19 protein-coding genes are annotated in these 24068 nt (G+C 55.8%); 14 read left to right on the plus strand and 5 right to left on the minus strand.

Annotated features, from left to right (window positions below; translation table 11 throughout):
* Positions 1 to 324: 324 nt before the first annotated feature.
* Complete coding sequence (locus EI42_RS06530) at positions 325 to 684, minus strand: four-helix bundle copper-binding protein (RefSeq protein WP_111320072.1); 360 nt, start codon at positions 682 to 684, stop codon at positions 325 to 327.
* A gap of 403 nt (positions 685 to 1087) precedes the next feature.
* Here EI42_RS06530 and EI42_RS06535 point away from each other — a divergent pair, with 403 nt between their 5' ends.
* The 6 genes from EI42_RS06535 to EI42_RS06560 all read left to right on the plus strand — a co-directional run bounded on the left by EI42_RS06535 (position 1088) and on the right by EI42_RS06560 (position 9103).
* Entirely contained in the window at positions 1088 to 2974 is a 1887-nt protein-coding gene (locus tag EI42_RS06535; protein WP_111320074.1) for a glycoside hydrolase family 15 protein, read from the plus strand.
* Between the two features lie 14 nt (positions 2975 to 2988).
* A complete protein-coding gene (locus tag EI42_RS06540) occupies positions 2989 to 4089 on the plus strand; it encodes an enolase C-terminal domain-like protein (protein ID WP_111320076.1) in 1101 nt (366 codons plus the stop codon).
* Between the two features lie 22 nt (positions 4090 to 4111).
* A complete protein-coding gene (locus tag EI42_RS06545; RefSeq protein WP_211326055.1) occupies positions 4112 to 5137 on the plus strand; it encodes a hypothetical protein in 1026 nt (341 codons plus the stop codon).
* The gene (locus EI42_RS06550) at positions 5134 to 5901 is read left to right on the plus strand and encodes a gluconate 2-dehydrogenase subunit 3 family protein (RefSeq protein WP_111320078.1); all 768 of its coding nucleotides are present in this window, start codon (positions 5134 to 5136) and stop codon (positions 5899 to 5901) included. The genes EI42_RS06545 and EI42_RS06550 overlap by 4 nt, the downstream gene beginning before the upstream one ends.
* 21 nt (positions 5902 to 5922) lie before the next feature.
* Complete coding sequence (locus tag EI42_RS06555) at positions 5923 to 7656, plus strand: GMC family oxidoreductase (protein ID WP_211326056.1); 1734 nt, start codon at positions 5923 to 5925, stop codon at positions 7654 to 7656.
* Between the two features lie 196 nt (positions 7657 to 7852).
* Positions 7853 to 9103 (plus strand): HAD-IIA family hydrolase, encoded by a 1251-nt coding sequence (locus EI42_RS06560; protein ID WP_111320080.1) that lies wholly within the window; start codon positions 7853 to 7855, stop codon positions 9101 to 9103.
* 25 nt (positions 9104 to 9128) lie between these two features.
* Here the strand turns inward: EI42_RS06560 and EI42_RS06565 are convergent, their stop codons facing one another.
* A complete protein-coding gene (locus tag EI42_RS06565) occupies positions 9129 to 9929 on the minus strand; it encodes an arylamine N-acetyltransferase family protein (protein ID WP_111320082.1) in 801 nt (266 codons plus the stop codon).
* A 158-nt stretch (positions 9930 to 10087) separates the two neighbouring features.
* On the opposite strand from EI42_RS06565, the gene EI42_RS06570 reads away from it, so the two are divergent.
* The 8 genes from EI42_RS06570 to EI42_RS06605 all read left to right on the plus strand — a co-directional run bounded on the left by EI42_RS06570 (position 10088) and on the right by EI42_RS06605 (position 18720).
* A complete protein-coding gene (locus EI42_RS06570) occupies positions 10088 to 10444 on the plus strand; it encodes a nuclear transport factor 2 family protein (protein ID WP_111320084.1) in 357 nt (118 codons plus the stop codon).
* 87 nt (positions 10445 to 10531) lie between these two features.
* Positions 10532 to 11011 (plus strand): peptide-methionine (S)-S-oxide reductase MsrA, encoded by a 480-nt coding sequence (msrA, locus tag EI42_RS06575; protein WP_111320086.1) that lies wholly within the window; start codon positions 10532 to 10534, stop codon positions 11009 to 11011.
* A 416-nt stretch (positions 11012 to 11427) separates the two neighbouring features.
* On the plus strand, positions 11428 to 13095 hold the full coding sequence (locus tag EI42_RS06580; protein ID WP_111320088.1) for an MFS transporter: 1668 nt from the start codon (positions 11428 to 11430) through the stop codon (positions 13093 to 13095).
* 188 nt (positions 13096 to 13283) lie between these two features.
* Positions 13284 to 14978 carry a protein kinase domain-containing protein gene (locus EI42_RS06585; protein WP_111320090.1) on the plus strand — a complete coding sequence of 565 codons (1695 nt, stop codon included), beginning with the start codon at positions 13284 to 13286 and terminating at the stop codon, positions 14976 to 14978.
* A 579-nt stretch (positions 14979 to 15557) separates the two neighbouring features.
* A complete protein-coding gene (locus tag EI42_RS06590) occupies positions 15558 to 16067 on the plus strand; it encodes an Lrp/AsnC family transcriptional regulator (RefSeq protein ID WP_111320092.1) in 510 nt (169 codons plus the stop codon).
* A gap of 202 nt (positions 16068 to 16269) precedes the next feature.
* Complete coding sequence (locus tag EI42_RS06595; protein ID WP_111320094.1) at positions 16270 to 16785, plus strand: GNAT family N-acetyltransferase; 516 nt, start codon at positions 16270 to 16272, stop codon at positions 16783 to 16785.
* Between the two features lie 201 nt (positions 16786 to 16986).
* Entirely contained in the window at positions 16987 to 17622 is a 636-nt protein-coding gene (locus EI42_RS06600; protein ID WP_111320096.1) for a LysE family translocator, read from the plus strand.
* A 327-nt stretch (positions 17623 to 17949) separates the two neighbouring features.
* A complete protein-coding gene (locus EI42_RS06605; protein WP_111320098.1) occupies positions 17950 to 18720 on the plus strand; it encodes an HAD-IIA family hydrolase in 771 nt (256 codons plus the stop codon).
* Between the two features lie 161 nt (positions 18721 to 18881).
* On the opposite strand, the gene EI42_RS06610 is transcribed toward EI42_RS06605, so the two are convergent.
* The 3 genes from EI42_RS06610 to EI42_RS06620 all read right to left on the minus strand — a co-directional run bounded on the left by EI42_RS06610 (position 18882) and on the right by EI42_RS06620 (position 23682).
* Positions 18882 to 20882, minus strand: coding sequence for an aldo/keto reductase (locus EI42_RS06610; RefSeq protein ID WP_111320100.1), 2001 nt, complete (start codon positions 20880 to 20882; stop codon positions 18882 to 18884).
* 490 nt (positions 20883 to 21372) lie between these two features.
* Positions 21373 to 22353: a class I SAM-dependent methyltransferase gene (locus EI42_RS06615; RefSeq protein WP_111320102.1), complete on the minus strand. Its 981-nt coding sequence runs from the start codon at positions 22351 to 22353 to the stop codon at positions 21373 to 21375.
* Positions 22354 to 22401: 48 nt separating this feature from the next.
* Positions 22402 to 23682, minus strand: coding sequence for a class I SAM-dependent methyltransferase (locus EI42_RS06620; RefSeq protein WP_111320104.1), 1281 nt, complete (start codon positions 23680 to 23682; stop codon positions 22402 to 22404).
* Between the last annotated feature and the right edge of the window lie 386 nt (positions 23683 to 24068).

Here is a 24068-nt window from a genome sequence, read left to right on the forward strand (position 1 = left end):
GGAGAGCCAGTCTTTGTCTCTCCCTCCCCGATCCGCAGTGAACATAAAAAGAGAGGGAGAGCCAGTCTTTGTCTCTCCCTCCCCGATCCGCAGTGTAAAATGGCTGACGACCGGTTCGAATGATGCCCACGTCAGTGAGGTTTCCTCTTTCACTATACTGTGCATTGAAACAGAAAAGTATAGATTCATCAATTCTATGATATGGCATAATAGATTACCCGGGAGAGATACTGACAATATAGAGAGATGAGCTGAAATAAAAATTCGGCACCTGCTTCCAGAGTGGAAAACAGGTGCCGCCACAACAAACGGGAGTAGAAGGAGCTATGCCCTTCCCTGAGACATCTGCTGGCAGGTCTGTGCGCAGCGATGGCAGTGCTCAGCACAGGCTTTCATCTGAGCATCGTTCGGATCTACCTTCTCGCAGGACTCGGCACAGCGGAGACAGATCTGAGCGCAAAGCGTGCACAGTGCCGCATACAAGGGCGACTGCCGCAGCATGAAATCCTCACACATCTGACACATCTGGCTACAATCCTGCATCAGCCGAATGTGGTCAAGTTCGACATGCTTCCCACCTTGCTGAATACAGTATTGAAGGGTCTGGAGACAGCTTGCATGACACTCATGACACTCCTGAATACATTGCTGAAGCGTCTTCTGGGTTGTCGTTGTACGCTGCATGTTTTCCTCCTTTTATTGAGCGGTTACGACTATTACGTGAGAAACGAGACTTTGCCCTTTGCCGGCAAAGTACTCGACTGATAGAACTATTGAACAGGGCCACTTTGCCCTATTTCAACTCACCACTTGTATTCTACTCCTACGCTAAATACGCGCTTCTGAATAAACGACACGCTCCGCTATTGTTTCTCACGAACGAAGCTCAAAAAGGTGACAATGGGGCGGAAACATGCGCGGCGCATGCCCTTCCCGGCTCTCTCCGGCCCACAAATAAAGCGTGTTCACCCCGAAACACAAAATACAGGCAATACCGTCTATTACGGCAGAGCATGTAACATCACACCCCGCTCTATACGTGTGAACAGAGGATCACTGTCGTGTTCAGTTGAGGAGATATCGTTTTATGAGTGAACAACCCGCCACCTATCTTCCAATCGAAGATCATGCACTCATCGGAGATCTGCATACTGTGGCACTGGTTGGCATTGATGGATCCATTGACTGGTGCTGTCTACCTCGCTTTGACTCACCCGCCGTTTTCTGTTCCCTGCTTGACGCAAACAAGGGCGGCTTCTTTCGCATCTCGCCTACCGAGCAGGTCAAATGCAGGCAGCTCTATCTTCCCGAAACAAACATTCTGCTGACGCGCTTTCTCAGCACAGAGGGCGTCGCAGAACTGACGGACTTCATGCCAATCAAAGAAGCGGAATCGACGGAGCTTCAACACTTCCTGGTACGTGCTCTGAGTATCATTCATGGCTCGCTGACCTTTACCATTCATTGTCGGCCCACGTTCGATTATGCGCGTATGAGACACAAGGTCCACCTGGTCGATACCGGAGCCATCTTTGAGAGCAAGCAGATAACGATGGGCCTCGCCTCGCCGATCCCGCTGGAAGAAGATGGGCACGGAGGTGTAAAGGCAACGCTGACGCTACACGATGGCGATACCATTCGCTTCGTCCTGTCGAGCGATCATAGAGACGGGAGTTCGCCCCGCCCTCTGGATGAGCAGGAGTATAATCAGTCCTTTCGGAACACGGCCATGTACTGGCATAGCTGGCTTTCCCAATGCCTCTATCAGGGGCGCTGGCGCGATGTGGTACAGCGTTCGGCTCTGGTATTGAAGTTACTCACCTATGCTCCTACAGGCGCTCTGCTGGCGGCTGCAACTACCAGCCTGCCCGAATCAGTCGGCGGCGCACGCAACTGGGATTATCGCTATACCTGGATACGCGACGCCTCTTTTACGCTCGATAGCCTGCTTTCGCTTGGCTTTACGCAGGAGGCCGAAGCGTTTATGAAATGGCTTGATAACCGCTGTCATGAGCTCAAAGAGGGGGGCACGCTTCAGCCCATGTATGGCATTAACGGTCAACAGACGCTGACCGAGATCACCCTTGACCACCTGGAAGGCTACCGCAAGAGCCGCCCTGTGCGTATCGGAAATGGAGCCTATACCCAGAAACAGCTTGACATCTATGGCGAGATGCTGGACGCATTGTATATTTACAATCGCTATGACGCCATTTCATACGATCTCTGGAGTAATCTGCTCTTGCTGCTTGAATGGCTGGAAAAGCACTGGGAGGACCCTGATGAAGGCATCTGGGAGGTACGTGGCGGCCCAAAACAATTTGTCCATTCACGCCTGATGAGTTGGGTGGCCTTCGATCGCGCTACCCGCATCGCCCGCTTGCGCGGTTGGCCTGCCCCTATTAATCGCTGGATCAAAATGCGCTCCAGGATCTATCAGCAGATCATGCAACGTGGCTGGAGTCAGGAGAAGCAGAGCTTCGTGCAATACTACGGAAGCGAGGCGATTGATGCAAGCTCACTGCTGCTGATGCTCACTCATTTTACCGGGACGAAAGAGCCGCGCGTGCTCTCTACCCTTCGGCGCCTGAAAAACGAGCTTGCCAGCGGAGCACTGGTCCGGCGCTATCTGCCACAGTATGCCGCAGATGATGGCCTGGGCTCACAGGAGGGGACCTTTAGCGCCTGTAGCTTCTGGTTTGTGCAAAATCTGGCCCTTGCCGGGCACCTGGAGGAGGCACGCCTGCTGCTGGAAAAGCTACTCTCCTACAGCAACCACGTCGGCCTGTATGCCGAAGAGATCAACCCGACGGGTGAGGCGCTCGGGAACTTTCCGCAGGCCTTTACGCATCTATCACTGATTAGCGCCTGTACTACGATGGATAAGATGTTGAACCGACATCACAGACAATTACAGCTCACACTCAGACCACTCTATGGAGATTATAGACAAGAAATAATGAGATTACCATAAGCAAGGAGCAAAACATGACATCACTTGAAAAGGCAGCGATTGATGCCATCAAGGTGACAGCATGTACTATTCCGACCGACTTCCCTGAGTCGGATGGATCCTATACCTGGGATAAGACAACGATTGTGCTTGTAGAGGCGCACGCGGGCCATCGCTGTGGCCTCGGGTACACCTATGCCGATGAGGCCACGGCACACCTGATTCAGCGCTTGCTTGCGGGCATCGTCACCGGTCAGAACGCGCTGGACGTGCCCGGCTGCTGGCGAGCGATGGTTGCGGCTATCCGCAATCTGGGACGACCTGGCATCAGCTCAATGGCGATCGCTGCCGTTGATGCGGCCCTCTGGGATCTCAAGGCTCGCCTGTTTGATGTCGCCCTGGTCACGCTGCTTGGTGCCTCACGCGAGTGCGCACCCGTGTATGGCAGCGGTGGCTTTACCTCGTATTCACGTGAGCAGTTACAGCGGCAGCTAGGAGACTGGGCCGCACAGGGCATCCCGCGCGTAAAAATGAAGATCGGTAGAGAGCCCGACCACGATATAGAGCGCGTTCGTGAGGCACGTGAGGCCATCGGTCCACACTGTGCACTCTTTGTCGATGCCAATGGCGCGTACAGCCGCAAGCAGGCGCTGGCTCAGGCTGAGCGCTTTACCGAGCAGGGCGTGAGCTGGTTTGAGGAGCCCGTTTCTTCGGATGATCTGGCAGGCCTGCGCCTCATTCGGGATCGGGCGCCCGCTGGCATGGATATTGCTGCCGGGGAATACGGGTATGATCTCTGGTACTTTCGTCGCATGCTGGACGCCGGGGCTGTTGATGTGCTTCAGGCCGATGCCACACGCTGCGCGGGAATTACCGGATTCCTGCGTGTAGCAGCCCTCTGCGAAGCGCACGGCCTGCCACTCTCCTCACACTGTGGCCCGGCACTCCATGTGCATGCCTGCTGTGCCGTCCCTAATTTCCGCCATATGGAATACTTTCACGATCATGTACGCATTGAACATCTGCTGTTTGACGGCGTGCTGACGCCCCACAAAGGTGCACTGTATCCAGACCGCTCACGTCCGGGTATGGGGCTTGAGCTCAAACGCGCCGACGTCGCACGCTATGCGATTTGAGAGCGAAAGGGAACACAACTCTATGAAAGCCAAACCACCCATGCACGTTGTCCAGACGTGGCCTTTACCCGCAAAGTGGCTTCAGCGCCTGCTTCCTGCACCGCTGGCACAGGAGGAGCGCACGATTATTCTGCATATCCGTGAGGGACGCTTCCAGCGCAGTCTTGCTGTGATTACGGCCTGCGCCAGCCTGTTGAGCGGGCTCGAAGTCGCCTACGAACACTATATCGGGAGCTACAGCCAGAAGATCATGTATACACCGGTCATTCTTTGCTGCGGTCATATTCTCAGCAGCATCGGCGCGATCTTCAACCGCTGGATTGCTCGCATCCTGTTGCCCGTTATGTCGCTGCTGCTGGCGCTGGATGGCGTGGTCGGTTTCTTTCTGCACATCCGCGGTGTCCAGCGCAAGCCCGGCGGGTGGCGGCTCCCGATCTTCAATATTGTGATGGGACCACCGCTCTTTGCGCCGCTGCTGATTGCAACCAGCGGTTTTCTGGGCCTGATTACCAGTTTTCTGCGCAGTGAGAACGCCCTTCCTCCAGAGCTCTTTGAACACGTGAAAGGCGTCAGGAGGCGGTTCCCGCTCTGGATGGACCTGATGCCCAAAGCCCCGGTCAGAGAGCTCCTCTCAACAGAACAGGATATCCGCGAGGGACGCTTTCAGGGCTTGATGGGCGGAGCCACGGCCCTCTCAGCCTTCTTCAGTGGAGCCGAGGCCCTGTACTCGCACTATAAGAACAACTTCACCTATAAGATCGAGTGGACGCCTATTCTGCTTTCGCCGCTGGTCATGATCGCTGGTATCGGCACCATCTGGAGCCGCACGATTGCTCGCACGCTGCTGCCGATTACCTCGCTGCTGGCCGCCATCAACGGTATGCTCGGGCTCTATTACCATTTGCGCGGCATTTCCCGCCGCCCCGGAGGCTTCAAGAAGTTTCTCTATAACCTGCTCTATGGCCCGCCCATCTTCGCGCCGTTACTCTTCGCCTCGACCGGCTTTCTGGGACTGCTTGCAAGTCTTTTGAGGAGGACTCGACCATGAAGCATTCAACCGACCGTCTGCCTGTCGATCCACACACCGGGCAACCCATTCCACCGCGCGCGCAACCCGGCTACTATCCTGGCTTCCACACGCTCGATCAGCAGGCGTTCTGGGATGAGGCAACTCGTAAGGTCGTCCTGGATCGCGTCGAACATGTGCCGCCGATCCGCTTCTTTACGCCTGAAGAGGCTGAGCTAGCGAAAGCTATCTTTGATCGCTTGCTCCCGCAGGACGATCGGGACGAAGAGCATACCATTCCCATTGTGAACTTTGTGGACGAGCGCCTCTATCACAAGCGCATCGATGGCTACCGCTACGAATCGATGCCACCCGATGACGAGGCCTACCGTCTCGGTTTGCGGGCGATTGATGAGATCGCTCAGCATCTGTTTCAACAGCCATTTGTGCAGCTTGGCCCCCACGAGCAGGATCAGGTATTGCTCACCCTGCATTCCGCCGAGCCACCCGCCGCACACGAGATCTGGCAGAAAATGCAGGTGCATTACTTCTGGCTCCTGATCCTTCAGGATGCGGTCGGAGTCTATTATGCGCACCCCTACGCCTGGGATGAAATCGGCTTCGGAGGACCTGCCTATCCACGTGGCTATATGCGCCTGACAGGCGGTGCGCCTGAGCCCTGGGAGGTCGAGGAACAACGCTATGAGTGGCAGGGGCCCCCTACCTCCCTCTCCGATATATACAAGCAGCCGGGCGGCCCCGGTGGACACGGTCAACAGCCTCCCGGACAGGGCGGCACCCATTAGCGAAGGGAGGAATGACACGCGATGAAAAAACCGCTTTTCGGAGCCTTCAGAAAGCCAGAGGACAAAGTCCATCACCTCGGCCCGATGCAGAAGATCGAGACGCCTATGCGCCGCTTCGATCCTGATGAGGAGGTCGATTTCTGTATTGTCGGCGTCGGCTCTGGCGGTGGGGTGCTGCTTCAACGGCTGGCACGGGCTGGCTTCAAGGTCGTTGGCATTGAGGCAGGCCCGTTCTGGGATACCGAACGCGATTGGGTCAGCGATGAGGCGGGCTCACACCAGCTCTACTGGAACGACCTGCGCATCACGGGCGGCAGCGATCCAATCACGCTCGGCGCGAATAATAGCGGCAAGGGCGTCGGGGGCGGGTCTGTGCACTGGGCGGGCTTCACGCCGCGTTTCCATCCCTCGGACTTCCGCGTCTATTCCGAAGACGGCGTCGGGATCGATTGGCCGATCTCCTATGAAGCGCTCAAGCCCTATTACGAGCTGCTTGAGCTGGAAATTCCGGTTGCCGGTCCGGCCTATTATCCCTGGGGTGACCCGCACGGCTACCCGTTTGGGCCACATCCGCCCGCTGGCGTGCCCGACGTCCTTTCCCGGGGCTGTAGCAAACTTGGCATCCCGGTCAGCAGTGGCGGCCCGGTCGCAATTCTGGAAGGATCACGCAATGATCGCCCGCACTGCATCTATCGCGGTTTCTGCCTTCAGGGCTGCAAAGTCGGCGCGAAGCAGAGTACCCTGGTCAGTCACGTTCCAGACGCCATTCATCATGGGGCCGAGATCCGTGCAAACTGCATGGTGGCCCGCATTAACATGAAGAACGGGCGGACTACCGGCGTCACCTACTTCGATCCGGACAAGCGGGAACGTGAGCTCAGGGCAAAGGTGGTCGTGGTCTGTGGGTACGCGATCGAGACGCCGCGCCTGTTGCTGAACTCGGCCTGCCCGGGCTTCGAACACGGACTCGCCAATTCCAGCGGCACGCTCGGTCGCTATCTGATGGTGCAGATTGGCAATGTCGTTCTGGGGCGCTTTGAGGACCCAATCCGCATGTATAAGGGCCCACCCGCCCACTCGCTTACCGAGGAGTTCTACGAAACCAATCCCAAAAATGACTTCGCACGCGGCTTTGCCATTCAAACAGTCGCACCGTTGCCGATCGCCTTTGCCAAACAAATGCTGATGGCAAAGGGAGCCTGGGGTTGGGGCCTGCGCCGCGTGATGATGGACTACAACCACTGGGCACCGCTTGGCGTCCTGGGTGAGATTCTCCCCTGGGAAGATAACCGCGTTGAACTGGCCGAGGAGAAAGATCAGTACGGCCTTCCCGTCGCGAAAATCACGTTCGGGCTCCATGACAACGATCGCAAAATTGCGAAAGCAGGCGTACAGAAGACAACGGAGATTCTGGATGCTGCGGGAGCACAGGAGGTCGTTGAGGAGGCTCGCTATGCGCATCTGGTCGGGGGAGCGCGTATGGGCAACGACCCCCGGACCTCGGTCACAAACAGCTTTGGCCTGACACATGACATCCCGAACCTGTTTATCTGTGACGGGAGCCTGCTTCCCACGCAGGGCTCAGCCAATCCCGGGCTGACCATTCAGGCGCTGGCCGCTCGCAATGCTGACTATATGATCTCCAACGCCGCCGACATCTTCGCAGGGCGGTCTCCCTCCGTAGAGCAGCCGCCAGTGCGGAAACAGCTTTCACCTCCTGGCATAAAGGGGAAAGGCACTCCCAGAATCAGGTAATCCAAAGGGCTCCTCTTTTTTAAGCAGAGGAGCCCTTTTTTTTTGCTATTTCGCACGGCGCAAAACTTTTTATGACGGGTTAAAAACGACTTTCCAGCGTCAGCAACAACCTTTCGTCCAGGCGCAAAAACCGCTATACTGTAAGGGCCATATCCAGGCTCCGACGGGGCTTTTTCTACATCAGGAGGTTTTTCTTTTGCTGGCTGACAGATTTGACGCATTCTTTCTTGATCTTGATGGTGTCGTCTATGTTGGGCGTCAGGCGCTTCCCCATACAGTTCCGTCTCTGCAACGACTCCGGGCCGCTGGAAAGCAGATTCGCTTTCTGACCAATGCCACCTGTGCAACCCGGGAACAACTGGTTGAACGCCTGCGCAACCTGGGCATTGAGGCACACAAAGAGGAAATACTGAGCGCTTTCTGGGCAACCTGCCTCTATTTACGCGAACAGGGCATTCGCACCGTCTACTCGATTGGCAGCCCGAGCGTTGTTCAGGAGTTCAACGAAGTGGGCATCAGCATCGATGAGGAGCACCCCGAGGCTGTTGTTGTGGGCTGCGAGGAATTCTTTACCTATAACGAACTTAAACAGGCATCCTTCCATATCCGAAGAGGGGCACACTTTATCGCCACAATGGTTGACGCGACCTTCCCGACGCCTCTGGGGCCCGCTCCTACCACCGGCGCGATCGTCTCCGCCTTGCAAACCGCCACCGGGCAGTATCCGACCGTCATCGGCAAGCCATCGCCCACCATGTTTCTTGAGGCGCAGAAGAGCCTCGATGGCGTTGATGCCTCCCGCATTGTGATGATCGGTGATACGCCTGCGAGCGACATTCTTGGCGCTCATCAGGCGGGTCTCAGTGCTCTGCTTATTTCAAAAGCGGCTCCCAGCACACGCCTGTTTACCGGAGCCCGCGACCTGCGCGAACCGGATGGCATTATTCCGGATCTGGCCGCGCTCTTCGATGAAGAGTACACGATTCAGCCTCACAAGCCGCTTGGTTATCGCTGGCCGCAGAGCATACAGCCGGGCGTTGCCGCTGTTGTGCTCAATGCGGAGGGACAGGTGCTGCTGGTTCAGCGAAGCGATACCGGCCTGTGGAGCCTGCCCACGGGTCATGTTGAGGCGGGGGAAACGGTCGAGGAAGCGATCACCCGCGAGATACAGGAGGAGACAGGGCTACAGATCCGCGTTGAGCGGCTCAGCGGTGTCTACTCCGACCCCACCACCCAGGTCTTCTCATATCCTTCCGGGGAGGTCATTCACTTTATCACGACCTGCTTCCGGTGCACGGTAACAGGCGGCACGCTCCGCAGCGACCGACAGGAGACGATCGAAGCGCGTTTCGTCGACTCCAAGCATCTGCCTGATCCCTTCCTGCCACTACAACGCCGCTGGCTTGCCGATGCGCTGACAGAGACCGAGCGAGCGTTTATTCGCTAGCCTGCACGAGCGATAAGGGCAGCCTCTAGCGGTTGCCCCTGCTCCACTGCGCACCAGCCGGTAAGCGAATCCCGAAGTAGGAACGAAGCGCATCGCGGAACATCGTCTCATCCGCCAGTTCCATTGTATGGCTCTCGCCGTTCACATGGCGAATCTTCAACTCCATATTATTGAGTATCACCCGGGCGTCGGGAGCCGCGATTGCGCAAATAGGGTTATGTATAAAAGGCGAGTCAGGCGAGTGCGAGGTGTAAAAATTCATCATCCGGTAATCGGCGGGATAGTATGGTTCAAGCGTGAAGCCATAGAGCGGCCTCCATTCGTCCCTGACTTTATGTTGCAGGATGTAGCCAAAATCGGGATCGGTGACCAGCCGAAGCACCTCGAGCCGCTGATCGACCTCAACACCCGGCTCCAGAGGCAGGGGAGCAACCGGACAATTACCGCCGAATCCGACATCAACGAGCCAGCGCCGCCCGTTCAGCTCGATCAGCATCAATTTATGTGACTTCTGCTGCACAACGCCACCAATCATCACTCGCGCCGCCAGCGTCGTCACCTGAAAGCCGAGCTGACGCAATACCTGCTCAAGCAGCCCGTTCAGCTCGAAGCAATAGCCGCCCCGCTGGCTCTGAACCAGCTTCTGAAACAGGCTGGCCGGGTCAAGCGCGATCGGCTCGCCCATCAGTACACTGAAGTTTTCAAACGGAATATGCATGATCTGCCCGTTGTGAAGCTGAAACAGCGTCTCTTCTGTGGGGGTTGCTGGCCCCTGATACTCGATTCGTTCAAAATAGGCATCCAGTTGAAGCTGATCCTCAAACATATTTCTCTATCCTTATTTGTATTGAGCTTGCATCTACTCTGTACTTGCTATAACAGTGCTCTTCAGCTCCAGCATTCCCCTGATTTGAGGAAAGGATATACTGAAAATGATCCATGTTATGCTGTCCTCAGGTAGAATATGCGTAAGGAGCACTTGTGATGACACAAACAACTCTCAATATTACCACACTGCGACAGGCAATCGAACAGGAAAATGTTGATGTACTTGCCACGCTCTACGCCGACGACGCCTGCCTGACCATCGTTGATACGCTGCATCCGCCCTCCGCGCCGTTGGAGCTGAAGGGGAAAGAGGCCATCTGCGACTTTTACACCGACAATACGACCCGTCACCTTGCCTGTACGATTGTCGATGAGGTCATCAGCAAGGAGAAGCTGGCCTTCACCGAACTCTGCCAGTATCCCGGCGGTCAGCCGATGCTCGCGGCCACCTTTCTCGATCTTCGAGACGGCCTGATAACACGCCAGTTCACCATTCAGGTCTGGGACGAATAGGAGACAGCTCAATCGAACGGAACAAACGCCCCGACACGGTTGTTTTCTCTTAGAGAAGGAAGCCAAAAAGAAAGGAAGGTCTTCACCGTGGCAAAAGCAAAAGCAACGTTCGGCGCGGGCTGTTTCTGGGGCGTCGAAGAAGTATTCCGTACACAAAAGGGCGTCCTCTCGACCACTGTTGGTTATGAGGGCGGGCATCTGGAAAACCCGACGTACGAGGATGTTTGCACCGACAAAACCGGCCATGCGGAGGTGGTCGAGATCGAATACGATCCGGAGCAGATCAGCTATGACGAGCTGCTCACCCTGTTCTGGGACAATCATAATCCGACGACGCCCAATCGTCAGGGGCCCGATATCGGGACACAGTATCGCTCGGTCATTTTCTACCACACGCCAGAACAAAAGGCGGCTGCGCTCGCTTCCAAAGAGCGTCAGGAGCAATCGGGCAAATATCACCGCCCGATCGTAACCGAGATTGTTCCGGCATCAACGTTCTACAAAGCAGAAGACTATCATCAGCAGTATCTGGCAAAACGCGGCATCTCGCATTGCCACTTTGCCTGATCGTCGGCCAGTGGCAGCAGTTCAACAAGCTGCCCTGGCCCGCCTGCATACATTATTCTTCTCCCTGCAACTCCCCTTGCAATCTTCTCCCGGGCATGCTACACTAATAACCACTACAGGGGTTATGATGTATCAGTTCGCGACGAATATGATACAATAACTCGGACAAGAAACGCCACGTATTTGTGCTATCGGATGACCGGGCTTCGCACGAAGCAACAGTAAGGCGCGTCTCTCAGAGAGCATCAATCATCGTCCTGTATCCTGCAACTCGCCTGCGGTCCTCACCCCGGACGATCCTCTAGGATACCTGCCAGGAACATGCGCTATCATGTTCTCTTTTCTTATGCCTTCATTCTGTCTGTTTCGTCCATACGTCGATATCTATCTATTCACGAAAGGATAAGCTAAAGCATATGCCACCGACAGATCATACTGCCGGAGTGCGAGATGTTCAGCCACAACACGCAATCGCAGCCAGAACGCCGAACGTCCGTCCCTGGTTAGCGCTTCTCTCCATGATGTTCGGCCTCTTTATGGTGCTTATGGACGTCACCATTGTGAATGTCGCGCTTAACGAGATCCAGACCAGGCTTCAAACCGATCTGACAACCGTCAGTTGGGTGCTGAACGCCTACAACCTGGGATTTGCCGTCCTGCTGGTGACGATGGGCCGTCTGGCCGACCTGTTCGGGCGGAAACGTATGTTCCTTTTTGGCATGATCATGTTCAGCCTGGGCTCGCTCCTATGCGGTCTGGCCCCGAATATTGGTTTTTTGATCGCGGCCCGCGCGCTCCAATCCATCGGCGCGGCAGCCATTAACCCGATCAGTCTGGCGATTATTACCCATATTTTCCCGCCCCAGATTCGTGGACGTGCCATCGGCATCTGGGGTGCCGCCATTGGCGCGGCGGCGGCAGCAGGCCCGCTTCTGGGGGGTATTCTGGTTGAGATGCTCAACTGGCGCTGGATCTTCTTTGTCAATCTGCCCTTCTGCGTTGCTGGTATCATCATGGTGCTGCTCTTCGTTCCTGAGAGCCGGGATCAGGAGGCAAGCAGGCGCGTCGATATTCCGGGCGTAGTGGTCCTGACAGCATCGCTCTTCTGTCTGGTACTGGCAATCATCCAGGGGAGTGAGTGGGGCCTGACCTCTCTGCCGATTCTGGGCTTGCTGATCGCGTTCGCGGTTGGCCTGATCGCCTTCGTACTGATCGAGAAGCGCCAGGCCGAGCCGATTGTTCGCTTCTCGCTCTTCAAGATTCGGAGCTTTGCCATAACGAACGTCAACATGTTCCTTGCCAATCTGGCAGCACAGGGCGCGTTCCTGCTGCTGGTGCTGTTCTATACAAAAGCGCTTGGCTTTGATCCGATGCATGCAGCCCTTTTCACCATCGGGCTTCCATTGGCGGAACTGATCGCGGCAAGCCTGTCCAATACGCTCGGGCGCCTGATCGGTCCGGCGCGAACGGCGGCGCTTGGCATGGCTCTGATCTCAATTGGCATGCTGCTCCTGTTACTCCTGCCCTCAAATCCCACAGCCTTTGAGGCGGTCTGGCATGCCGCGGTGATCGGTGCGGGCGTGGGACTGGCCTTCTCCAGTTTCTCCAATCTGTCGCTCATGGATGTGCCACCCACACAACTCGGCATGGGAAGCGGCATCTACAATACGTTTATGCAGGTTGGGGCCACGATGGGCGTGACGATCCTGATCAGCCTCTTTACGCTCCAGTCGCACGTCAACATCGCGCAAGCACAGCAGCAGGTAAACACCGCCATTCAGGCCGAATCCCGCCTGCCCCAACCCTCACGCACCGAGATTGTACAGCTCGTCAACGAGCAAACAACTCACGGCGACCAGACCGTGATTACAAACTGGCAGCTTGATACAAAAGCACTCGCGCAGAAGCAAACCAGCAGCGAGGCAAAAGCCGCCATTGACGCGGCACAACAGACTATCACGCAGACCTTCAAGGATGCGCTGGTATCGGCCTTCAAGAATGTCTGGGTTATCGCGAGTATCATTGGCCTGGTGAACGTGGCCCTGATCCTGCTGAACCGATCGGGCAAGAAAGTGCTTCGCTAGGCTTTTCGGTTGAAGGACAGAGCGGCGTCTGCGGGCGTACGCTCTGCTTTTTGTTGCTCCTCTTGTTGTGTGGCCGGAATATGAGATAAAATAATATATTCGTTGCTTGATTTTGAAATGCCGTTTTCACTGGAAAAGGACGGTGTTCATCGCCCTGTGCGGTGCTCATATGAAAAGAGGACACACGCATGCAGCTTGAGAACAGGCTTCTGGACCAACGCTACCGGATCACTCAAGAGATTGGCAAAGGAGGCATGGGCACCGTCTACCGGGCACGCGACATCAGACATCAGCGCCTTGTTGCGATCAAGGTGATTGCGCTTGACGCCTCAAACAGCTTTTCCGCAGAACAGCTTCGGCGGGATCTCAAGCGCGAGATCGATATCATCGCCCACCTCACCCATACGCTGATTGTGCCGTTGTACGACTCCGGGACGATCGAGGATCAGGAGCCGGGCCTTGCCGCGTACTTCGTGATGCCTTACTATCAGGCAGGCTCGTTGCACGACTGGTTACGCCGCAGGGAGCAACCGTTGCCGCTTTCAACTCCGGCTGTAATCTTCTTTATCAATCAGGCAGCCGACGCGCTATCCTATGTACATCAAAACGCGATCGTGCACTGCGACGTGAAGCCGTCAAACTTCCTGCTCGATACTCAGAGCGCCACCGGTCTTCCCTATCTGCACCTCGCTGACTTCGGGATCGCGCGCATTCTGACGACAACAACCAGCACGAAACATGAGGGGGTCGGCAGCCTACCATATATGGCACCCGAGCAGATCAAGGGGAAACCCGTCTTTGCCAGCGATCAATATGCCCTGGCAGTCATGGCATATGAGATGCTGACCGGGAAACCACCCTTTCAGGGGAGTGACGAGCAGGTCCTGTACCAGCATTTACATCGCTCACCCAGACCGGCCAGCGAATTGAACAAACGTCTCTCACAGGCAGTTGATACCGTGCTGGGAAAGGCGCTCGCGAAAGATCCCGAGGAGCGTTTTGGCTCGGTGCTGCGGTTTGCTCAAACGCTGGAAAAGGCGCTGATAAGCCCGCGCACCTATACCGACGAGACGATCATACAGAAGTTTGTGCCTCCGCCACAGCAGAAACCACCGTCACAGCAGGCCCAGAAACAACCGGAAAAGCAGCCTCCAACCCGAGTCGAGCCACAGCGCAAGCGCGGTTGTCACCCCATCCTGCTGATCCTGGCGCTCTGTATGCTCGTCCCGGTAGGCTTTCTCTGCCTGCTTCTACAGGCGCATTTCAGCGGCCTTCAGCACAAATCACCACAGAAAATAGAGCAGACAACCACGTCACCATTTCTCCAACAGGTGCAGGGAGCGCCGACCGTCTTTCCCTTCGAGCAGAACAGCCCGGCCTTCCAATGGGAGCAGACCAGCGATCAGGCAGGCTCATGCATGATACAAGATCATGCCTATGCGGTCAGCCAGAAACAGCAAAACCTGTTCACAACCTGCATTGCCACCGCAAGCGACTTCCAGAACTTTGGCTACTCGGCGGAGGTTACAATTGTTGAAGGCGACACGGCGGGCATTCTGTTTCACGCGCAGGGGGCCAGCCTGTTCTACGTCTTTCAAATCGAGCTCTCGGGGCGCTACAGGCTGATACGCTACACCGAGAACAGGCGTCAGGGGGCGCAAATCCTGGCCGAGGGAAGCAGCGCGGCAATCCACACAAAGCCCAACGAGGCCAACACGCTCGGGATCATCGTGCGCGATACAACGATACAGCTCTACGTCAACGGGCAACTTCTGAAACAGAGCTCCATCGCCGCCGAACATGGACAGATCGGGACCTTTGTCGATGCGCTCAATCAGCCCACAACCGCCCTGTTCCGCAACGTCCGGCTCTGGAAGCTCTAGCGTCTCCCCATCTGAAGAAGAGAGGGCTGCACTGATCACTTCACCATCGATCTCTATGGTGATTGGGCCGCATCCTCCCTCGAAACAGGTAATAGCGAGTATGGAGGGCAGCTTTCGTTCACAAGAGATGAAGCCAGAAAGAGAGCTGTTCCCGCTTCATCAGCCCCATCAGAAAGCTATCTCATCCCTGAGAAACAAGCATGTTTCCCGATGCATTATCATCAAAACGGGGAGGGCCTCCCGAAACCGTCCTCGTCATATGAAGCACTCCCTGTATGCCCTTTTTCAGAAGAAGAGAGACCGATATCAATGCACTCCTTGCAATTCGTTTCTTTCAGCAGATCACCATTTTCATACCAGGCTATCAACCTGTGCCTCTCTTCCTATCGCCGCTACACAACAGCCAGCCAGGCGTATTCTCCCCTTTCTTCTCAACATATGCCCGGAAATGAAGGGAATACTGCTCACCTTATCAACGATTCATAGGCAAATAGCAGAGAGAGCTATTGATTTATTGAAGAGAAGGTGCTACAATACTACCAGTCGTAGGAAGCAGCCTGCGGTTTCTGATGGTGTGGTATGACCACGTTAGATGATATTGATCTCAAGATCCTGGAACTGCTGAATGAGGATGGTCGCCTCTCGCATGCGGCTATCGGCAAGGAGATCGGCATGACCGGGCCATCTGTCTATGCGCGTGTCCAGCGCCTGGAGCGGGATGGCATCATCCAGAAATATTCGGCGCATCTGTCTGCCGAGAAAATGGGCCTCGGTCTCACTGCCTTTATTCGCGTCAATATGCAATCGACGCCCGATGAGGATCTGATCTTTGAGCAGTTTGTGCGCTCGGATCCGCGTATCCTCGAATGCCACGAGGTGGATGGCGAAGCCACGTACTGGCTCAAGGTGCAGACGGGTTCCGCCCGCGATCTGCGCCACCTGATCACGGCGTTGCGGCGGCTCCCCGGATCTGTGTACACAACCACAAATATCTCTCTGGGTACGATTAAGGAGCAACAAACAACCGTTGCCCTGTATCGCAAAATTCACGGCCAACCAGAGGAAAGCGACGCGGACCGCTCCTGGTAACTCGGGTGCGGCGCTCTCTCAACCGCAGAGAAGGGGCTCTCTGTGGTGATTTTTGACGCCCTCGTTTGGGCATGCAGTAGAGTAGAATACCGGCAGAAGAGCAAGCGAGATCAAGTAAAAAGCAAGTTGCATTGCAGTGCTATGGTACACTGGCAATGCTTCCCATGAGAGAGCACAGCGATGTTGAAAGGATTGAGCAGGGATGATGATTGCCGAAACGGAGCGGCTACGCGTTCGCTATCTGCGAGATGACGACTTTCAGGAGATGCATGCCCTGTGCAGCGACCCGCTTGCCATGCGCTTTATGGGCGATGGCAGTACGCTGACAGCAGAGCAAGTCACTACCTGGATTGAGAAATCTCAATGGAACTATCAGGATCACCGGTTCGGTTGCTTTGCGGTGGAAACCCGGGCCGAGAGACAGTTCGTCGGCTTCTGCGGGCTGGTCTATCCACACGAGCATCAGAACCATGTCGAGATTATTTACGCCTTCTCCCAACCACATTGGGGCAAGGGGTACGCCACAGAAGCCGCCAGAGCCGTTCTCGACTATGGCTTCACGCGGTGCAACCTGCCGCGCATCGTCGCGACCATCGTTCCGGCAAACACGGCATCCCGGCGGATCGCGGAGAAGCTCGGCATGCGCTTTGTCGGGATAGTTCAAGACGCTGGTGAGGACGTTGCTTTCTACGAACTGCTGAACCCGCAACAGCACTAAAGCAAGCCGTTTGCGGACAGTATCACACAAGAGCATCGGGCAAAGAGCGCCCCTCTTTCCCCGGTGCTCTCTTATGGCCTGAAAATCCTGTCTTAAAGCAAAGCAAGTCTTGCATCCAGGCTTGCAGCTTACACATGCATAAAAAACCAGCATAGTAGAGAGAATAAAAAATATTCAAAAACGCTATTCAGGAGGACCGAAATGCCAGACATCACAACCTTACTTCTCTTTCTGACCTCTGCAATGACGCTGCTCCTGATTCCCGGGCCTGCGATGCTCTACATCGTTACACGGAGCGCCGCCCAGGGAAGACAGATCGGGCAAATCTCGGCGCTCGGCATTGCTCTGGGTGATATCGTGCAGGTGCTTGCCGCCACTTTCGGTCTCTCGGCGTTGTTGGTCTCCTCAAGCCTGGCCTTCTCACTGGTCAAATATCTGGGAGCGGCCTACCTGCTCTTCCTCGGCCTCAGCACGCTGATCAAGCGCGGGAAAGTAGAACAGCAGAGCATTCAACCGGTCAAAAGATCGCGAGCCTTCCTACAAGGGCTCGTTGTGGAAATTCTGAATCCGAAGTCGGCACTCTTCTTTCTGGCCTTCCTGCCTCAGTTCGTCAACCCGGCTCGGGGCTCGATCATTTTGCAGATGCTCTTCTTCGGCAGCCTCTTTGTGGCGCTCTCGTTTAGCTGTGACAACATCTATGCCTCGCTGGCAGGCCTGTTGAGCGGCAAACTGAAGGAGAGCAAGGGCTTTCTCTCCTCACAGCGCTACGTCGTCGGTGCCATCTATATTCTGCTCGGGCTCATCACGGCGTTTACCGGCATCCAGACAGAGGGCTAGCAAGACAACCATCCGTCCATCTCCACAGCGAAAGAGGCGGGAGCAGGCCCCACTCCTGCCCTCGCCTCCTCTATTGAGGAGAACATAACACAGAATAGTTGCATCCCGCTTCGAGAGAACAGGCAAAACGCTTCTCTAGCTTGATCTCTCTTTTAGCACAGGGACGCTTCAAACTCTTCTGCAGGCGACACTCGATCGCGAGTACATGCCAGCAGCAACGGGCAGAAGACGCCCTTGCATTGACATGACACGCGCCTTTACGCTACACTGATTCAGTGCTTCTTTGCACAAACACTACGGTGAGGGGCCGGTTTCCCGGAAGGAGTGATGTCATTGGATAACATCAAAAACTACCTGATCGATATGGATGGGGTCATTGTTCGCGGCGCAACGCTCATCCCCGGTGCCGCGGAATTTATACACAAACTACGTGAAAAAGAAGTTCCTTTTCTGATCTTCACCAATAACTCTCTATACACCCCACGTGACTTGCAGATGCGCTTGCACTATATGGGCCTCGAAGTGCCACCCAACGCCATCTTCACGTCAGCGCTGGCGACCGCGCAATTTCTGCATTCACAGCATCCGGGCGGGCGCGCCTATGTTATCGGTGAATCTGGCCTGACAACCGCTCTTCACGATATCGGCTATATTCTGACCGATCAAGATCCAGAATATGTTGTGATCGGTGAAACCACTACTTACAGCTTCGAGCGCATTTCGCGGGCAATTCGCTTTGTCAATGCTGGCGCCCGATTGATCGCGACAAACCCGGACGTCATGGGCCCCGGCGAAGGCGGGATCGTCCCGGCAACCGGCGCATTGGCCGCGCTCATCAACGCGGCAACTGGCACCAAGCCCTATTTTATCGGGAAACCAAATCCGCTGATGATGCGCATGGCCTTGCGCACCCTGAACGCTCACTCTGAGGAGTCGGTAATGATCGGCGACACCATGAGCACCGATATTGTGGCCGGCATCGAAAGCGGCCTGCGTACCATCCTGGTGCTGACTGGCGTTACCTCCCGTGAACAGGTAGAGCGCTTCCCCTATCGCCCGACCTGGATTCTCAACTCGGTCGCGGATATCGAGGTCTGATCACCTTGTTCTTTCTATACTATATATATAAAGGAATACAAAAAGCCAGGGAGGGCTGCTAGAACAGCCTTCCCTGCACTCTTGTTCTTCGTTCAGCTTCGGCGGCACATCATTGACGATCACGTGCCAACCATCGCGGCAGCGCCGTGCTTCCCGCTTGCTTAGAGGTGATCTCTTTCCAGATTCAGCCAGCGCACTTCATCCGGCGTCAGCTCGATCTCAAGCGCCTCAAACGAGGTTCGGGTCTCCTCAAGCGCCCGTGGCCCGATCAGCGGGAAGGTCGGGAACGGCTGCGAGAGCACGTAGGCCAGCGCGATCGAGATCGGCAGCACCTGCTTCTCGCGGGCCATCTGGTTCACCCGCTCCAGGCGCTGGAAATTGTCCTCGCTGTACCAGCAGCGCACCAGCTCAGGATCAGAGTGATCGTCGGGACGCGCCCGACCGGTGAAGAAGCCACGCGCCTGGCTTGACCAGGGCATCAGGGCCATTTGCCGCTCTTCTAACCAGGCCCGGGATTGTGAGTCGGAAGCCGCGATACAGCCCGCCCAGACCGGATCAACCATACGAGCAAGGCTGAAGTTGTTGCTGACCGCCACAAAACCGGACAGGCCATGCTCGGCAGCCCAACGGTTCGCCTCTTCAACACGCGCAAGCGACCAGTTGGAGGCGCCAAACGCACGAATGCGTCCGGCCTGCTTGTGCTCGTTCAGCACCGTGATAAACTCGCTGACCGGAATCTCGGGGTTATCACGATGCAACATGTAGATGTCGAGATAGTCGGTTTGCAGGCGCTCAAGACTGATCAGAAGCTGCTTCGTCAGCCACTCCGGCGTACAGAACGGCGTGTGCGCTCCCTTGCCCAGAATCACCACCTGCTCGCGAACGCCCCGGTTCTTGATCCACTGACCGAGCACCGTTTCACAGCGGCCACCACCGTAGATAAAGGCCGTATCAAAGCAGTTGCCGCCACGCTCAAAGTAGTCATCAAACATGACGGAAGCATGCGGCCACTCAGTCTGGTTGTCAACGCCCATCACCAGCCGCGCCACCTGCTTCTCGACGCCCGGCAGCGTGCCATACTTCATCTTGCTCCCGGGACGCACAGCAAGCGGACGACCACTGACGGTCAGCGTTTTTCCCTCTGGCTTCTCGGCCTCGTAGACAACACCGATGGCCTGCCGCCAGAGATCCAGCGTCCGCATATTGCCAAGCGAGTCACGCCAGGACATCGCCGCCGCCTCCCGCTGCTCAAGCGAGTTCGCGACCGTATCGGCTTCAAGCCCATAGAGATACTCGGTACACTCAACCTCGATCTCCTCCGGCTGCTCCTTCCCATATTGATAAAGAATGATCTTTGTATTCTGCGCATCGGGCGGCGTCCAGGGATCGGGCAACAACAGTGAGCCCTTGCTTCCCATGACGCGCACCACGTTCTCGGTTCGCAGGCGCACTCCGGTGGTCAGTTGCGCCAGAATCCCCCCTGGAAAGGCCAGAGAAGCGGTGGTATACTCATCAATGCCCGTCTCGCCAACAACGCCAGTCGCCACGACGGACAGCGGGTCCTCAAAGGGCTTGCCATTCGCTACCCCGGCAATCAGGCGAGCCATCGAGACGGGATAACCACCAACATCGAGAATGCCACCACCACCGAGCGCGTTGTTCATCAGGCGGCTCTCGGGATTGGGAGAGGTCTGGAAGCTGAAGGATGCCTGAATCAGCTTCACCTCGCCAATTGCTCCATCTCGAATCAAAGAGAGCAATGTATCAATCTGCGGGTGACAGCGATACATGTAGGCTTCCATCAGAAAGACATTGTTGCGCTGTGCCGCCTCCACGATCGCCATAGCTTCCGCATGATTAAGCGCTAGCGGCTTCTCACAGAGCACATGCTTCCCGGCCTCAGCGGCCTGGATAGCCCAACGAGCATGAAAGGGGTGAGGCGTTGCGATATAAATAGCCTGAACATCCTTGTCCTGTAACAGCGCCTCATAACTGCCATATCGATGTGAAATAGACCACTGCTCGCCAAAGCGCTCGGCTGCTTCCTGTGTGCGGCTCCCAACCGCATATAATGTCCCGGTTCGAGAATGGGTGACACCACGAGCGAACTTCCCGGCAATTGAACCTGTTCCCAGAATGCCCCATCGGAGCTTTTCGATCATCCTGACCTCCTGTCTGCTTCACTGCAAGTGACGAATGCACAATACGCTCTTGCCGACACACAAAATCTTCTGCGCGACGAAGCAAGCGGTTTTTTCTTTTATATCACCTGTAAAACAGCCAGGTCAAGTGTTGAAAGCGGTCCCGCCCTCGCTTTTCCTTCTTTCAGGGCATGCATATTCCACTATTTCATGAATATTGCCTCGCTTATTTCACCAGAAGAGGATCTCTTTTCCGCCTATCTGTCAAAGATCGATATATTTCTTTTCTGAAGCATGCTATAATTTTAATAGAAGTCGGGAGGCACCGGGCGGAGTCTATTTTTTCGGTTGTGTTCTCCTGCACGCTACGAAGCAAAGATCCAGGTCATCTGCTTGCTTCCCTATTCCTTTCTCTCACTCACGCTGCGGCTTCTCTCTGCTAACTGGTCCATTTCAGAAGGCAACCTCTTCCTGAGTCATACCCGGGAAGAGGTTTTGACCTTATCAACACTCAATGCGCCACCCATGCGGGACGAGTCGCAATCAGGACAGCCTCAGCAGTGATATCAGTCCAGATCTCGACGCGGAATCCCGCTTCTTTCAACCACTGATAGAGCCTTTGTGACGTACAGGACGGCTGGCTGACTGCGAAGAGATCCTGCACCGCTTCCCGGTAGCTCTCCAGCACAACCATGCAGGCACCTGGCTTGAGCGCCTGATAACACTGCCAGATCAGCGCCTGTGCTCCCTCAGGCATGCGGGCAAGATGTCCGGCAAAAATAAGATCAAAAGCCTCGCCGGGCAACTCAAGGGCAGCCAGATCGGTCGCACAGCATTCCAGGCGTTCACTCACACCATACTCCTGTGCGGAGCGCTGAGCCTGAAAAAGCGCCTCCGCGAAATCAAACGCGACTCCATGCGCCTGCGCGTCCAGTTCCAGCGCGGCAATCGCTCCAACACCAGAACCCAGATCTGCAATCCGCTGCGCGTGCCTGCTGCGGCCCACACCCAGACGATCCATGATACATCGTGCGACGGGATACATCAACAGGAATAGCGGATCAAGCGCCAGATCGGACAAAGGGGTTTCGAGCAGTAGCTTTTCCAGAGAGCAGAGAGAGAGCGCGCCGTCTGACTCCCAGAGCCGCACCTTGCATCGAAGCTCAAGCATCAGGTCGCCCAGGTAGTGGCTCCGATCAGCCACAAGATACCGCTCACTGATCGGCGTTAGCGCGTAGCCGCTGGCTGTACAACGCAGAAAGCGAAGCGCACAGAGCGCTCCGAACAGGCGGCTGAGTGCGGCTTCCGAAAGGGGCACCAGGAACGCCAGGCGGGCCGGGGTATCCACGCCACGAGCAACCCAGGTAAAGAGATCGAGCTTGACCGCGATCCAGAGCGGGTCACTTTGAGCGAAGGCAAAAGCAATATCAGTCATCTGAGCTGGCGGTATACACACATGCTCACCCAATCGTGCGATCGTTCCATTCTCCATGCAGGCATTGCTCCTCTACGAACTCTTGACCATCCCAACGCCAGTAGCTTACTCGGCAACGGTCGCGCCAACTGCCACAGCTTCCTGATGCTCCTGCGAGGCCGCGGCACGGGCCAGAAACAGCGCCACTCCCGCACTAACCGAGCGCTGTTCCAGCTCCGAGAATCCCGCCTCCTGGCACCAACCGCTGTAGGTCTCCGCCGCATAGATTCCGCCTTCCCGGGCCAGCGTTGCCTGAAACAGCGCATGCAGCGCGGGCAGTAGCGTCCCCATCTGATCGGCGCAGTAGTCAGCCAGCACCAGATGACCACCCGGACGCAGATATTGAGCACATGCCGTAAGAATGCGCTGATTGTCTGCCGCGCTACAACCATTACAGACGTAGCCCAGGTAGATAACATCATAAGGCGGTTCACCCCACGTCTCGGTCTGAAGCAGATCGCCGTCTGTAAAGCGAAACTGCGATAGCACCTTACAGCGCTTCGCAAAGGCGCGTGTGCTCTCCAGGACTGCCGGAACGTCAAGCGCATCAACGCGAATATCCCGCTTCTTGCGGGCCAGCGCGATACTCCAGACGCCTGAACCGGTGCCCAGATCAAGGACACGCTTCACCTCGCCCCGCTTGAACAGCGTATCGGCAACCTGCTGAGCCTCTTCCTGATGCAGCGGATAAAGCAGGCTGACGAGCGACTTGAGCACCTCGGGCTTCTGACTCGTCTCCGTTTGCCCGGTCTTCAGCAGAGACTCAAGTCTTGTAATAATATGGAGTAACACTTTTCGCATGGAACACACGTATTGCCCGAGGTAACATTCCTGATTGGGCACAAAATAGCGCCGCCCGGCCTCGGTCAGCACAAGCCGCTCATCCTCGCGTCGGGCAATCCCGAGCCAGATGAGCGTTTCTGAGGCATGAGCAGGCAGCGCCCCATCTTCGGACACAGCCGCGAACAGGCCATCCTCAATGCTCTGCTGTAAGGTCTGCAAGGCCAGCGCTATTTGATGAAACACGTCGGGAACGGAATGCATACGCTGGATGTAACGCCCGTCACGGAGCTCAAGCACGCCAGCCGCAAGCAAGACCTGCAAAATACAACGGGTACAACGGGGGTCGAAATGGGACTGCTCTATCAGTTCGTCTACGCTCTCAAAGGGAAGACGCAATCGGGAAAACAGACCTGTGCGCTCGGCAACCTGAAAGGCTGGCTCGACAAGCAGCGAGAGCAGCCATTCTTCCACTCGATGAGCCTGACTACCCGATCCATCAGCGTCCAGAAACGCTTTACTTGATGACCTGAAATAATGGGGATACTCTTGTAGTGATCTCAGCATTGCTTCTTCTCCTCCCTCAACCACCAGGCCCCACAAAACAACAACCGCTTACCCTCGGCGCAGTTCTGCCGTTGAATGACGCCGATCTTTTTTGCTTCCACTCGTGCGCTTCAATGCATCTTTGAGCTTTTCACCCGTTAACTCTTTTTATATTATAAACCCGCGATCAACCATAAAATGTACCTATCCATATACAGGTATATTTTATAATCATACAGCATCCAGATCTTATCCATTTACTTCAGATATACAATATAAGCAGAGCAATAGTAACCCGGTTTACTCCACCTATTACACACAAGAGATGCACGGTTCCTTCGGTCTTCCGTGCATCCCTCCTTTGCAGCAACTATCATTCAGCAGGAGAAATACGACATCCCTCTTTG

This window comes from Thermosporothrix hazakensis, from assembly GCF_003253565.1.
Classification (GTDB): Bacteria; Chloroflexota; Ktedonobacteria; order Ktedonobacterales; family Ktedonobacteraceae; genus Thermosporothrix; species Thermosporothrix hazakensis.

Coding starts and splice junctions, on each gene's coding strand:
- EI42_RS06565 (WP_111320082.1), bottom strand. CDS start 9,929: ATGTTTGAGGATCAGCTTCAACTGGATGCCTATTTTGAACGAATCGAG.
- EI42_RS06595 (WP_111320094.1), top strand. CDS start 16,270: ATGATGATTGCCGAAACGGAGCGGCTACGCGTTCGCTATCTGCGAGAT.
- EI42_RS06570 (WP_111320084.1), top strand. CDS start 10,088: ATGACACAAACAACTCTCAATATTACCACACTGCGACAGGCAATCGAA.
- EI42_RS06610 (WP_111320100.1), bottom strand. CDS start 20,882: ATGATCGAAAAGCTCCGATGGGGCATTCTGGGAACAGGTTCAATTGCC.
- EI42_RS06600 (WP_111320096.1), top strand. CDS start 16,987: ATGCCAGACATCACAACCTTACTTCTCTTTCTGACCTCTGCAATGACG.
- EI42_RS06585 (WP_111320090.1), top strand. CDS start 13,284: ATGCAGCTTGAGAACAGGCTTCTGGACCAACGCTACCGGATCACTCAA.
- EI42_RS06615 (WP_111320102.1), bottom strand. CDS start 22,353: ATGGAGAATGGAACGATCGCACGATTGGGTGAGCATGTGTGTATACCG.
- EI42_RS06540 (WP_111320076.1), top strand. CDS start 2,989: ATGACATCACTTGAAAAGGCAGCGATTGATGCCATCAAGGTGACAGCA.
- EI42_RS06620 (WP_111320104.1), bottom strand. CDS start 23,682: ATGCTGAGATCACTACAAGAGTATCCCCATTATTTCAGGTCATCAAGT.
- EI42_RS06535 (WP_111320074.1), top strand. CDS start 1,088: ATGAGTGAACAACCCGCCACCTATCTTCCAATCGAAGATCATGCACTC.
- EI42_RS06530 (WP_111320072.1), bottom strand. CDS start 684: ATGCAGCGTACAACGACAACCCAGAAGACGCTTCAGCAATGTATTCAG.
- EI42_RS06555 (WP_211326056.1), top strand. CDS start 5,923: ATGAAAAAACCGCTTTTCGGAGCCTTCAGAAAGCCAGAGGACAAAGTC.
- EI42_RS06550 (WP_111320078.1), top strand. CDS start 5,134: ATGAAGCATTCAACCGACCGTCTGCCTGTCGATCCACACACCGGGCAA.
- EI42_RS06605 (WP_111320098.1), top strand. CDS start 17,950: ATGTCATTGGATAACATCAAAAACTACCTGATCGATATGGATGGGGTC.
- EI42_RS06590 (WP_111320092.1), top strand. CDS start 15,558: ATGACCACGTTAGATGATATTGATCTCAAGATCCTGGAACTGCTGAAT.
- EI42_RS06580 (WP_111320088.1), top strand. CDS start 11,428: ATGCCACCGACAGATCATACTGCCGGAGTGCGAGATGTTCAGCCACAA.
- EI42_RS06545 (WP_211326055.1), top strand. CDS start 4,112: ATGAAAGCCAAACCACCCATGCACGTTGTCCAGACGTGGCCTTTACCC.